Below are 12649 nucleotides of genomic sequence, written 5' to 3' on the forward strand. Positions count from 1 at the left end.
TCTTCTTGCCTTTTCTAGTAAAAACCCTTCATGATCTCGCGATGCGCCCAATCGTTCGGATTGGACTGTCTGCGGTCTTTATGATGGATACGCTCCAGCGGATGTTCTTTCCGCTCGAGATGGATGCGAATGTGAAGTCTGTTCAGTTGAATCTTTTTTTCTTTCATGGGATGTTCCTCCTATGGAATCGATCTCCTTCGATGGTGCCCTGCACCTTCCGAAGCATTGTGTTGTGTTTTCAAGTTCAAGGTATGAGATCGGCTAGGACGGTCATCCACCTGAGGGGCCCCCCATGGGTCCCGCTACTCGATGAAGATTTTAACGCTCTCCCCGTTCTCTGTATCAATATCTACGAGGCTTCCCTCGTTACCCCCATCGATCATCTGGATGATCTCGTCCACGTCGATCCCCTCGAGATCCGCGGATTTTTTCTTGGCCATCTTGAGTCCGAAGGTCGCCAGTGACAGCGGTACCTTGAGATTGACCTTCGCCTTTTCCGATGGATCGAAGACCCTGATGACGAGCCATTTCTTACCGCTTCTCGATGGTTCGAATCGCACATCCTCCGTATCTTCGCCGACCGCATCTAAAAGCGCCAGCCCTTCCTCGGGTGTGACCACACCCTCTTTGATCATGTTCAGCACTTGCAATCGTTCTTCTGTTTGATTCATCAACGGACACCTCCCTTATTTTTCGTAACCCTTCAATTGATCGAGTGCTTCTTCAGAAGTAATCTCACCGGCTGCCAATCGAGCGAGCACGGCTTTCTTGTCTACTTCCACCTTGGGTTCCTTCTTCTCGTAACCGAGCGATGCAATCACCTGTTCGAGATGTCGTCGGACGGTAGGGTAGGATACGCCCAGATCCCGTTCCATCTCTTTCAAATTCCCTCTGTTCTTTAAGAAAATCTCGATAAAGTATTTCTCCTCTTTCGAGAGCGTAGAAAACTTGTCCAGTTCGAATTTTCCCTCCACCGAGGTATGGCAATGATCGCAACTGAGTTTGGTGACCTTCATGTCGTGTTCGCAGACCGGGCATTTCCCGATGACTTTATGTGGCACAGAACCATCTCCAATCTATGAATTGAAATAACTAATAAATAAGTTGAATTAAATCAATAAAGTTAATTACCATATACCATTTATTGATTTCTACAGGTAAATCTTACACCCGCATGATCAATTTGTCAACCGCAATAATCATTTCTTTATCTTTCGACATCTTTTCTTAATAAAGTTAAGGTCTTGCTTAATAATTTCCACATAAATGGAACATTATCTCCACCTTCTTCGGATTTGAACATGAAAATAGATCGTCTGCCCTTCGCGGGCAAACGATCTATCGTAAGACTTGGCTTATTTCATGTCTGGATCGACTGGTCCCGATGGTTCAACGGTCTGCTCTTCCTTCTTCATCAGCTCCGCAGCCGTGGTCACGAGGCCCGCCACATTCTGCAGTTCGCTGGGGATGATGATCTTCGTGGCGCGACCCTCTGCCACACGAGCGAGTGCCTCAAAGCTCTTGAGCGTCAGCACGGCTTGGTCGACCTTGGCCTCCCGGATCATCTCTAGACCACGGGCCGTGGCCTCCTGCACCGTCAGAATCGCCTGGGCTTCACCCTCGGAGCGTCGGATATCCGATTCACGTTGACCCTCGGCGTCCAAAATGGCCGCTTCCTTGTTTCCCTCTGCGACGAGAATGGCCGACCGCTTCTGTCCTTCCGCACGCAAGATCAATTCGCGGCGCTCGCGTTCAGCTCGCATCTGCTTCTCCATCGCTTCCTGGATATCTTCAGGCGGGAGGATATTCTTGACCTCCACGCGGTTGATCTTGATGCCCCAGGGATCTGTCGCTTCATCCAGGATGCTTCGCATCGACGTGTTGATATAGTCCCGGCTGGTGAGGGTCTCATCCAGCTCCAGTTGACCGATGATGTTTCGGAGCGTTGTGGCCGTCAGGTTCTCGATGGCCGGGATCGGTCGGTTCACCCCATAAGAGTACAGTTTGGCATCGGTCACCTGGTAGTAGATAACCGTGTCGATCTGCATGGTCACATTGTCCTTTGTGATCACGGGCTGGGGTGGAAAATCAACCACTTTCTCCTTCATGCTCACCTTGTTGGCAATGCGGTCGATCAACGGGATCTTCATGTGCAGTCCCGTGTCCCACGTATCGTGGAAGGCACCCAAACGTTCGATCACGTAGTTATCCGACTGAGGAACGATCCGGATATTCATGGCAAGGAGCAAGACGAGCAGTAAACCTAATACGAGAAAAATAATGAATCCTAACATGGTCAGTCCTCCTTTTCTATCTCATGCACAATCAGCTTGACACCCTCGATCCCCAGGATTTTGACTGGGGTCTTGGGTTCCAGATCACTCTCATCATCGGCTCTGGCCGTCCAGATCTGGCCAGCAACCTTCACCTGTCCGGTGGCCTCCGGGGTGATCAACTTCACGACATAGCCTTTTTTACCGATCAAACTCATGGCATTGGTCTTCGTCTCGCCCACTTTCAAGTAGCGGATGGTGATGGGACGTGCATAGAGGATCGTGAGCGTAGATACAACAGCGAAAATCAAAATCTGTACGAGCACCGGTACGTGGAAGGCCGAGGCGACCAGAGCCACCAGCGAACCCACCGCGAACCAAATGGATGTCAACCCGAGCGAAAATCCCTCGATGAGTGTAAACACGATGATCAGGACCGTCCAGATGATCGACATGGAGACCTGCAGATCAAACATAACCTCACAACCTTTCATGTGAGAAAGCTGCCCGTCCGTCTGTACTATTGTTAAGAGCAGTCTGCTTCCCTTATTTGAGTTACTCTCATCATAGCCTAAAAATATTAAAAAAGGCTTAAAGCACCATGAACGCCCTCGTAAGCTTCAGCAGAGATCATTAGTTTTTTCAAAACGCTGGATATAGGGTATACTTATTGAAAAGACCGCAGAAAGGAACGATTCCATGGAGAGATCATTCAAGTATCTTGCCCTACGCATCGCCCTCATCCTCTTATCCCTACTGGCCATCGCTCTACCGGTGTATTTCTTTCCCGGAAGAGCACTCCCCTGGCAACTGTTTTTCACCGGCCTCGTGATTTTCCTTGTGACCCATGTGGCCTTATCCCGGCACGGTCGGGTCATCGACCAGATCCTATCCTTTCTCACCACCTATAACCCTGAACTTACCTATAGCAACATGCCCCTGGACGAAAAACTCACCACGATCCGCAAGGAGTACCGCAAGACGCTGGAGAAAAAGCAATCGATTATTGCCGATTACTCTCTGATCAAGCGCCGCCTCGAGCGGGCGAACACCATCAACCAATACGTCCTCTCGATCAGCAATGAAATCTTTACTATCGATTCAGAAAGCGACCTTTTCGATTACATCCTGACCAGTCTTGTCGAGATCATCCCCGGAGCAAAGGCGGGGAGCTTCCTCAGGATCCAGGATGCCGATGGGAACATGCGCTTCGTCAGCGCCATTGGCTATGATCTAGAGGAGCTCCGACAGTTAAAACTCGAGCTTCGTGACACCTTTGTTTTCATCGCTACCGATGGCAAAATGGATCGACCGATCGTTATCCCGGATATCGAGACCTTCTATCGAGAGCATCTATCCGATCAAATGTTCATCAACCTCAAGGGGGCCTTCTCACTTGAACTGTCCTCCAGCATCTCGGCCCCAATCTATCTCAACGATGAAATCTACGCCATGATCAACATCGACGGAAACGACGAATCGGCCTTCACCGAACAAGATCTGCAGATGGTCCAGACCTTTACCGGTCAGATGTCGCTGGCCCTGAAAAATTTCGAACTCATCCACCGGATCAAATATCTCTCCAAATACGACAAGCTCACTGATGTGATGAACCGCAACTATTTCGAGGATCACCTGGACCGTTTCACCACCGAACGCGCCAAGCATCTCTCCCCCTATGTCTTAGCGATGATGGACCTCGATGGTCTCAAGGGAATCAATGATACCTTTGGTCATGCAGCGGGAGATTGTGCCATCGTCCAGTTTGTCGATGCGATCAAGTCGATTCTGAAGGCAGGCGATCTTGTGGCCCGCATCGGCGGCGATGAGTTCATCGTGATCTTCGACCACACAAAACTGGACGAGGCAAAAGAGCGCATGGAGCATCTCTCGACGAAACTCGCTGATCGGTCCCTCGAGTACAAGGGGAAGCTCATCCCCATTCGCTTTAGCTATGGCCTCAGCGCTGCTCCGGATGAATCCATGGTCTATGAAATCCTGTTTAAAATTGCCGATGACAGGATGTACAAGCATAAATTGACGAAGAATTCCTGATCGGGTGTTCTTCGTTTTTTCTTTCGGGTAACTACTATTGAACAACCCATGACTGAAGTCACGGGATTCGGTTATCGCCTTCGGCGACGACCACTTTTTCCTGTTTCACCGGCTACCGCTTGGAATGCAGGAGCAACCCAAGTCTTACAAAGCCTCCTACAGAGCTTGGCTCTGCTCACAAATGTGACAGGCACTTCCCGTTGTCCCAACGGTGCAGGTACACTTGGTACCGGTTATGCTTAGGCTGAGATGCCTAATGTATCTAAACCCTGATTTCTGATGTTAATGGCTGCATTCTCATCCCGTTCGTGCTCAGCACCGCAGTGACTACAACACCACTCTCTGTCACTCAGCGTAAGAGCGATGTGTTTCTCCCCACAGGAAGAGCAAATCTTAGATGAGGCATACCAACGGTCGATCTGTACAAGATGCTTTCCCTGCCACTCCAGTTTGTACTTCAGGAAGGTGATGAACTGAGACCATCCCGCATCTGATATGGCTTTCGATAGTTTCTTGTTCTTGACCATGCCCTTGATACTCAGTGTTTCCAGTACAACCACTTGGTTTTCGTTGGCCAACCGGGTACTCAGTTTGTGGGCGAAGTCTTTTCGCTGGTTTGCTATATGGGCATGCAAATTGGCTATTTTTTGTGCTACCTTCTTGTAATTCTGTGAATCGAGCTGTTTCTTTGCCAACTTCCGTTGGAGCTTGGCCAGCTTCTTCTCCGACGCCTGGATGTACTTGGCTCTTTCGATGAACTCGGTGTTTTCACCATTGGAGATGGTGGCGAAGGTCTTGAGGCCAAGATCAACACCGACTGCTTTTGAAGCGTCAATATGCTCGATCTCCAAGGGCTTTACCAACTCGATCGTCTCTTCGAGAGCAAGGGAAACATAATACTTAGAACCCTTCAGGGTGATCGTCGCTTTTAAGATCCTTGCCTGACCCCCTCTGACTTTTTTGAGTATCCCCTTATTTCTTGCTGTCTTTACTTTTGCCGTGGACACCTTCCCAAGTTTCGGTATCTTGATGTGAGAAGAACCAATGATTTCGATGTTGTTGTTCGTCATCTTGGTTGTATAAGCCTTCTTGGCGCTACGTTTTGATTTGAACTTCGGATATCGGTTTTGACGAGTGAAGAAGCGACCGTACGCATCTTCGACATGTTCACAAGCCGCTTCCAAAGCAAATTTGTCGACCTCTTTCAAGAAACCATAGTCCTCAGAGGACTTCAGTGGCACCATGGTCTCCTTCTTGTACCTACCAACCGAAAGTTTCTCTCCATTCTCCTTATAATAGGTTTTCCTCGCATCGAGATACTTATTGTAGATCATCCTGGCACATCCGATGGTCTTGTTGATGAGAATCGCCTGTTCCTCAGTAGGATAAACACGAAGAACAAGGCCATAGTGTTTCAACTGAAGACCCTGTTTAGCCAATACCTCGTTTTTTTCTTTGACCGTCATTCGTTTACCCATGAGTACTCCTTCTCCTTTTGAGACTGGCGTATCTTCGGATTTGATTTTCATCAGTAGATGTGCATAATTCCATCTGTGAGCTACAGCAAACTGCATTCATTTCATCCTTGGCGAATCTAAAATATTGTCACTCATCATGTCTTTTGGGTATGAAAACCCAAAGTTACGACTCGAATGTATATCGTTACAACTTCAAAGTTCTTTTGTTAATGAAATCACCTTTCTATTATTGTAACATATGTTCTGTTCCTTCGACAGGAAATATTGAGCACATTGCGCGAAAAAAAACGCCCTAACTCACGACTGAAGTCACGAGTGTGCAGGCGCTAAATCATCAACATGTGATGAAAAGGAGGAACACCATGACCCAAGACCGCTGGCAACTCAACAGCCTCTACAAGGACTTTGATGATCCGCGTTTCCTAGAGGACCTAGAGCGCGCGATCGCTCTCCCCACTCTCATGAACCAGGTGATAAAGGACCACTTCACAGGTGCCTATACACCGTCCGAGGAACTGCATGATTACCTCGACCGCACGGAAGAGGTGCGCACCGTTTTCGGGCGCCTCTTCGCCTACTGCAACTTGCGTTTTTCAACCGATACCAGCGATGAGGAGGCCATCGGCTACATCAGTCGGCTGGAGGCCCTGGGATCCGAGCTGACCCCCTACGAAGTTGCCTTCGAAAAATGGATCCTCACGCTCGAAGACGAACAGCTCAACCTTTTGGTCGCAGCCGACCCTCGTTTGCTTGATCACCGATTCTATCTCGATAGGATCCGGCAACGGGCCACCCACCGGCTCTCCGAAGCTGAGGAGATTCTCATGGCACGGCTGCAAAACACCGGATCACAAGCCTGGGAAACCCTTCAGAATCGACTCAACGCCGATTTGACCGTTCCCATTACCCTTGACGGCGAAGAGACGGAGCTCCCACTGATGGTGGTGCGCAACATGGCCTATGAATCCGACCCGCAACGAAGAAGAGAAGCCTATGAAGCCGAACTTGCCGCCTACAAGAGCAGTGCTCCGCTCAGCGCCCTGGCTCTTTCGAGTATCAAGGGTGAGGTGCTGACCACGTCGACGGCACGAGGTTTCCATAGCCCCCTTGAAGAGAGCCTCTTCAACAGTCGGCTCTCCAAGGAGACCCTCGATGCCATGTTGACGTCCATGCGGGATGCCCTCCCCCATTTCCGACGTTATCTCCAGGCGAAGGCGCAATGTCTCGGTCATGACCATGGACTCCCCTTCTACGATCTCTTTGCTCCCGTGGGAGAAACCGATCGACGCTTTACCATCGATGAAACCCGCGAGCTGATCCGAGAGGTCTTCTCCGGCTTCTCTGGTGATCTCGCTGATTTCTCTGAAATGGCCTTCGAAAAAGCGTGGATCGATGTATCGCCACGCAAGGGGAAACGAGGGGGTGCCTTTTGCTACAACCTCCCCTTCATCGGAGAGAGCCGTTTCCTCCTCAACTTCACCGGTAGCCTTTCCGATGTGCTCACCACAGCCCACGAGCTGGGCCACGGATACCATGGGCACCGGATCGCCGAAGAACCGCTGCTCAACACCAGCTACCCGATGCCCCTAGCCGAAACCGCCAGCATCTTTTGCGAGACCCTCATTAAGAACACCCTTCTTCAAAAGGCCTCGGGTGACGAAAAACGCTATCTCCTCGAATCCGGCTTGCAGGGACAGACCCAGGTCATCGTCGATATCTATTCGCGTTTTCTCTTCGAAAGCGAACTGTTCGCCCGGAGAAAGCAGGGGGCTCTCTCGGCCGACACGCTGAGTGCCATGATGTTAGCGGCGCAAGACGAAGCCTATGGCGATGGGCTCGATCCCAAGGTCCGACACCCCCACATGTGGCAGAACAAACCGCACTATTATAGTGCCGGCCAGAACTTCTACAACTTCCCCTATGCCTTTGGGCTTCTCTTCGCCAAGGGGCTCTACGCTCTCTACCTTGAGGAAAAAGAAACCTTTATCCCGCGCTACGATAACCTCTTGCGTTACACGGGCAAAGCCACGATCGAAGACGTAACCGCTTCCGTGGGAATCGATGTGACGACCCGCGCTTTCTGGGATCGCTCTCTGCAAATGGTCATCGACGAGATTGATGCCTTCGTTGACCTGGTTGATTGACCAACCGGTCCGAGGGTATCATCTTAAGGAGAGGAGGTACAGAGGCTATGAAGAAAAACTATCTTGTCGACAAAGGTGATTATCTCTTTTGGATCAACAACGATGCCCATCTCTCTGCCCCGGAAGCGAAAGCGCTCACGCGGCAGATCAAAGACCGCCTCGACCAGAAACACTATAAGGCCATGATCGTCGATAATCGCAACCTCGACAAGATCTGGAGCACTGATTACGATGACATCTGGCTGGACCTGATGCGTTACCTCCCGGAAAAAGTTGAGAAAACGGCCTCCCTCTGCGAGAACGTCGTCAATAAGCTGCAACTGGACTATCTGTCCAAGCAACTGGGGCACAATGACCAGATCAAGGCCTTTCTCACGAAGGAAAAAGAGGCTATGAACAACTTTCTCAACCATAATATTGACGATCTTATCGATTGAACCCAAAAACCCGTGCGCCTCTGCGCACGGGTTCATTTTTTCCTAAACTTAACACCCCCCGGCTCTCATCGTGGTACGATGGAAAAAAGGAGGCGTTTTGATGATCAAGAACTACGTGCTCGATACGAACGTGTTGATCCACGATCCCAAGGTTCTCTTTCATTTCCAAGACAATCACCTGATTATCCCTTTGATCTGCATCGAAGAACTCGATGGTTTGAAAAATAAAGACGGATTGGTAGGCTATCACGCGCGTGAGGCCCTGAGAGAAATCAACCAGCTGCGGGGGAAGGCACCCCTGACCGATGGCATTTTGCTACCGGGTGGCGGCTACCTGCGCATCGAGCCCAACCAGATGAACCTTGCCCTCTTGCCCGATGCCTTTGACCCCACCAAGAATGACAACCGGATCCTAGCAATCACGAAATCCATCCAGTCCCACGCCCAGCGACCGACAATCCTCATTACCAAAGATCTGAACATGGCCATCAAAGCGGATACCATGGGGATCCTGGTGGAGGATTACCAAACCGACCAGATCAACGTGGACGAGCTCTATAGGGGATACACCACCCTCTATCTCTCTACAAATGAGATCCAGCAGCTCTTCGAGGGAGGATACACCCCCGGTGAAAACTATCCTCCGAACCACTGCTTCCATATCATCAACCGTGAGAACGCTTCAAATGAAGTCTTGGCTCGCATGAAGCACGGAAAAGTCATGCCGTTACAGTACAGTAAATCTCAGGCCTGGGGACTGAAGCCTAGGAATAGAGAGCAGCGCTTCGCTTTTGAACTCCTCATGGATCCCGACGTTCCGCTCGTCACCCTGACCGGTGGCGCGGGAAGTGGAAAGACGATCTTGGCCACGGCCGTCGCCCTGCAAAAGGTTGTGGAAGATAAAGCCTACCGTCGCATCATCTTCGTGAGACCCGTGATCAGCGCCGGTAATGACATCGGCTATCTTCCGGGGACGGAGGAAGAGAAACTCAAACCCTGGATGGGCCCCTTCTACGATGCCATTGACAATCTTTTTAACCTGGGCAAACCTACGGACCAGGAGACGGTGGCCAGTTTCATCGAAATCTACCGCGAAAAGGGGATTATCGAGACAAAAACCTTCAACTACATGAGGGGACGAACGCTTCACGATGCTATCGTGATCGTTGACGAATCTCAACAGACCACACCGCATCTGGCCAAGCTCATGCTCACGCGTGCCGGGAGCGACGCCAAATTCATCTTCTGTGGGGATCCCTCGGACAACCAGATCGATTCTGTTCTCGTAGACAAGAAGTCCAACGGACTGGTCTACCTCGTGGACAAGCTGAAAGCCTACGATCTCACCGGGCATATCACCCTGAAACAAGTGGAGCGGAGCCCCTTGGCACGGGTGGCCGAAGACGCTTTGTAAGGGACTTAACAAGGACTTTACACAGATCATCAAGAGGTTGTCCACAATTTACTGTGGATAACCTCTTTTTTCGGTGGATATCCTCATCATCCACAAAAACATCTTTTCCGTTCCCCACAGAATCCACAGGTTATCCACAAAAAGAATCCTGTTATCCACTTGACAAAGATCTCTATCCAGATTATCATATTAGCATATTCTAATATAATGATGAGGTGAAATTCATGCAAAAATACAAACTGCTCAGCCAGCTGTTCAAATCGATGGCGCATCCCACGCGCTTGATGATCCTCAATCGTCTGCGCGAACAATCCCCCCTGTGTGTCTGTGAAATTCTAGAAGAGACTGCGCTCGAACAATCCAATCTCTCTCAACATCTGAAGATCCTGAGAGAGTCCGGGCTCGTCACCAGCAATCGGGTCGGTGTCAATGTGCACTATGCCGTGGCCGATCCTGCTGTCTTTGAACTAATGGATACCGCCGGGCACCTGCTGTCAGCACAGCTTCAATTGTTGACCGAGCAATTGACCGATTAAGGGAGGCTTACCTATGTTCAAAGCTTTTGCCGATTGGCTGGTCTATGATATTTTTGGCATGACCGCCGGTGTCCATCTGACAGAAAGTGTCCATTTCTTCGTTTACGATACCCTGAAGATCCTCTTTCTCCTGACCTTCATGGTCTTTGTCATCGGATTCATCCGTAGTTTTTTCCCGCCCGAGCGGGTGAAAAAAATGCTCGGGAAAATTAACGGCTTTTTCACCTACGTGGTGGCCGCCTTCCTCGGGGTCTTGAGTCCCTTCTGCTCTTGCTCCACCGTTCCGATTTTCATCGGTTTCGTGGAATCGGGGATTCCGCTCGGTGTGACCTTCACTTTCCTGCTCACCTCCCCCATCGTCAATGAGATCGCCCTAGGTTTTCTACTGATCACCTTTGGACCCAAGATCGCCCTCATCTACACCTTGGCGGGAATGACCATCGGGATCATCGCGGGCTATCTGATCGAACGGTTCAATCTCTATCACCTCGTCGAACCTTACGTTTTTGAAATGAACGTGGGGGAGACGGAAGTTACCCATATGACCTTGAAGCACCGGATCACCATCGCCTGGGGTGAAGTCAAGGCTGTGGTCTCGCGCGTGTGGATTTTTATTGTCATCGGTATCGGCCTGGGCGCATTGATCCACGGCTATGTGCCCGAAGACTTTCTCGTCACCTATGCAGGTCCGAACAATCCACTCGCTGTTTTTGTGGCGGTTGGAGCAGGTATCCCGCTCTATTCCAATGCCGTCGGAACGATTCCCATCGTGGAGGTTCTCATCCAGAAGGGCGTGGGCGTTGGAACGGCTCTCGTCTTTATGATGAGCGTCGTGGCCCTGAGTCTTCCAGAAATGCTCCTGCTCAAGCAGGTCATCAAACCCAAGCTGATCGGGATCTTCGTCGGTATTTCCGGCACAGGAATGATTCTGGTCGGCATACTCTTCAACACCATACTTTAGGAGGTTATCATGCAGATTAAAATTTTAGGTTCCGGCTGTGCGAATTGCACGAAACTCGAGAAGCGCGTGCGAGAAGTCATCGAGGAGAATCAGCTAGAGGCCACAGTGGAGAAAGTAGAGGACTTCAAAAAGATCATGGGCTACGGTGTGATGAAAACGCCCGCCCTGGTGAAAGATGATAGCGTCGTGGTGAGCGGTAGCGTCCCCTCGAAAAAAGAGATTCAAGCCTACCTGACAGATTAGCCACAGTAGCTTACGGGTATCTACTTCATAGAAGGGAGCGTGGTGGACCATGACGGCTTCATGGAAACTACTGACCAATGTGAAGGATGATTTCCAGGCCAATCAGATGCGGGCCTTTCTCGCTTCAGAAGGAATCCAGGCCTTTGCCAAGATGCACGATAACAGTGGGGTCACCAGCCTGTATATGGGCACGCCGCTCTTTGGCATTGACCTCTATGTACTCGATGGTGATCACGACAGGGCCAAGGAGCTTATTGAAGCCTACTATGATATGGATGACGAATTACAAAGCCCGAGTACCTTTTAGGTACCCGGGCTTTTTTCATGCGTAGGTATTCTTGATGATCTTCCAATCCTCATTCTCGTGCATCGACTCGAGTAACATCGAGGCCGAGGTGATATTCGTGGCCAGCGGTACCCCGTGCACGTCACAGATTCTCAGAAGTGCCTGGACATCGGGCTCATGTGGCTGAGCGGAGAGCGGGTCTCTCAAGAAGATGATCAGGTCGATCACATCTTCCGCTACCATGGCGCCGATCTGTTGGTCCCCTCCGATCGGTCCTGAGAGTTTGCGTACAATGTCCAGTCCCGTCACATCCATCACGCGTTTTCCCGTCGTCCCTGTACTGTACAGTTTGTGCGCCTGTAAAATCGATTCATTTCTCACCGCGAACTTGACCATCGCATCCTTCATTTTATCATGAGCAATCAAAGCTATCCGCATGGATCTCAACTCCCCTTTTTTCGTACTTTTCAATCATTATATCACAGGTGAAAATTTTTTTGGTTTTCCTCGCCTCGAAAGGGTATTTTTTTAACAAGGAGGTGGGGAAGAGTGAAAAAGTATAAAATCTCTATCCAAAAAGGAATTCCTGACATCGAAAAAGCCTTGCGAGAGGTAGGACACGAAGTGGTCTATTATGGCGAGCACGACATGGACGCTGATATCACCATCATCTGTGATGTGGATGAGGCCTATGAAGAAATCGAGCCCGTGCAGTGCCACATCGGTAAGGATGAAGAACATGGTATGCTTGTCATCGATGCCACGAACATGACCCCCGAACAAGTACTCAAACACGTAGAGAACAACTCCTGCTGAAGTTGA

General features: G+C 50.2%; 16 protein-coding genes. 9 read left to right on the forward strand and 7 right to left on the reverse strand.

The window, feature by feature from the left end; translation table 11 throughout:
- Nucleotides 1–14: 14 nt before the first annotated feature.
- From ACULM0_RS08205 to ACULM0_RS08225, 5 genes are all read right to left on the reverse strand, one after another.
- Nucleotides 15–167 carry a hypothetical protein gene (locus ACULM0_RS08205; protein ID WP_463677067.1) on the reverse strand — a complete coding sequence of 51 codons (153 nt, stop codon included), beginning with the start codon at nucleotides 165–167 and terminating at the stop codon, nucleotides 15–17.
- A 135-nt stretch (nucleotides 168–302) separates the two neighbouring features.
- Nucleotides 303–671, reverse strand: coding sequence for an SHOCT-like domain-containing protein (locus tag ACULM0_RS08210; protein ID WP_463679871.1), 369 nt, complete (start codon nucleotides 669–671; stop codon nucleotides 303–305).
- A gap of 15 nt (nucleotides 672–686) precedes the next feature.
- Complete coding sequence (locus ACULM0_RS08215; protein ID WP_463677068.1) at nucleotides 687–1061, reverse strand: DUF2089 family protein; 375 nt, start codon at nucleotides 1059–1061, stop codon at nucleotides 687–689.
- 294 nt (nucleotides 1062–1355) lie between these two features.
- On the reverse strand, nucleotides 1356–2294 hold the full coding sequence (locus ACULM0_RS08220) for an SPFH domain-containing protein (protein ID WP_463677069.1): 939 nt from the start codon (nucleotides 2292–2294) through the stop codon (nucleotides 1356–1358).
- Between the two features lie 2 nt (nucleotides 2295–2296).
- Complete coding sequence (locus ACULM0_RS08225) at nucleotides 2297–2749, reverse strand: NfeD family protein (protein ID WP_463677070.1); 453 nt, start codon at nucleotides 2747–2749, stop codon at nucleotides 2297–2299.
- 223 nt (nucleotides 2750–2972) lie between these two features.
- Here ACULM0_RS08225 and ACULM0_RS08230 point away from each other — a divergent pair, with 223 nt between their 5' ends.
- Entirely contained in the window at nucleotides 2973–4328 is a 1356-nt protein-coding gene (locus ACULM0_RS08230) for a sensor domain-containing diguanylate cyclase (RefSeq protein ID WP_463677071.1), read from the forward strand.
- A gap of 239 nt (nucleotides 4329–4567) precedes the next feature.
- Here the strand turns inward: ACULM0_RS08230 and ACULM0_RS08235 are convergent, their stop codons facing one another.
- Nucleotides 4568–5806 (reverse strand): RNA-guided endonuclease TnpB family protein, encoded by a 1239-nt coding sequence (locus tag ACULM0_RS08235; protein ID WP_463677072.1) that lies wholly within the window; start codon nucleotides 5804–5806, stop codon nucleotides 4568–4570.
- A gap of 362 nt (nucleotides 5807–6168) precedes the next feature.
- On the opposite strand from ACULM0_RS08235, the gene ACULM0_RS08240 reads away from it, so the two are divergent.
- From ACULM0_RS08240 to ACULM0_RS08270, 7 genes are all read left to right on the forward strand, one after another.
- Nucleotides 6169–7950 carry a M3 family oligoendopeptidase gene (locus tag ACULM0_RS08240; protein ID WP_463677073.1) on the forward strand — a complete coding sequence of 594 codons (1782 nt, stop codon included), beginning with the start codon at nucleotides 6169–6171 and terminating at the stop codon, nucleotides 7948–7950.
- Nucleotides 7951–7997: 47 nt separating this feature from the next.
- Nucleotides 7998–8387, forward strand: a complete 390-nt coding sequence (locus ACULM0_RS08245) for a hypothetical protein (RefSeq protein ID WP_463677074.1) — start codon at nucleotides 7998–8000, stop codon at nucleotides 8385–8387.
- A 100-nt stretch (nucleotides 8388–8487) separates the two neighbouring features.
- Entirely contained in the window at nucleotides 8488–9801 is a 1314-nt protein-coding gene (locus tag ACULM0_RS08250) for a PhoH family protein (RefSeq protein WP_463677075.1), read from the forward strand.
- Between the two features lie 224 nt (nucleotides 9802–10025).
- Nucleotides 10026–10337 (forward strand): ArsR/SmtB family transcription factor, encoded by a 312-nt coding sequence (locus ACULM0_RS08255; RefSeq protein ID WP_463677076.1) that lies wholly within the window; start codon nucleotides 10026–10028, stop codon nucleotides 10335–10337.
- A 13-nt stretch (nucleotides 10338–10350) separates the two neighbouring features.
- Nucleotides 10351–11298: a permease gene (locus ACULM0_RS08260; RefSeq protein WP_463677077.1), complete on the forward strand. Its 948-nt coding sequence runs from the start codon at nucleotides 10351–10353 to the stop codon at nucleotides 11296–11298.
- Nucleotides 11299–11307: 9 nt separating this feature from the next.
- On the forward strand, nucleotides 11308–11541 hold the full coding sequence (locus ACULM0_RS08265) for a thioredoxin family protein (protein ID WP_463677078.1): 234 nt from the start codon (nucleotides 11308–11310) through the stop codon (nucleotides 11539–11541).
- Nucleotides 11542–11590: 49 nt separating this feature from the next.
- Nucleotides 11591–11848, forward strand: coding sequence for a putative signal transducing protein (locus ACULM0_RS08270; RefSeq protein WP_463677079.1), 258 nt, complete (start codon nucleotides 11591–11593; stop codon nucleotides 11846–11848).
- Between the two features lie 15 nt (nucleotides 11849–11863).
- Here the strand turns inward: ACULM0_RS08270 and ACULM0_RS08275 are convergent, their stop codons facing one another.
- Entirely contained in the window at nucleotides 11864–12265 is a 402-nt protein-coding gene (locus ACULM0_RS08275) for a methylglyoxal synthase (protein ID WP_463677080.1), read from the reverse strand.
- Between the two features lie 111 nt (nucleotides 12266–12376).
- Here ACULM0_RS08275 and ACULM0_RS08280 point away from each other — a divergent pair, with 111 nt between their 5' ends.
- Entirely contained in the window at nucleotides 12377–12643 is a 267-nt protein-coding gene (locus tag ACULM0_RS08280; RefSeq protein ID WP_463677081.1) for a YkuS family protein, read from the forward strand.
- Nucleotides 12644–12649: the final 6 nt, after the last annotated feature.

It is taken from the genome of Halotolerantifilum yawarlongkerapense (assembly GCF_054506745.1).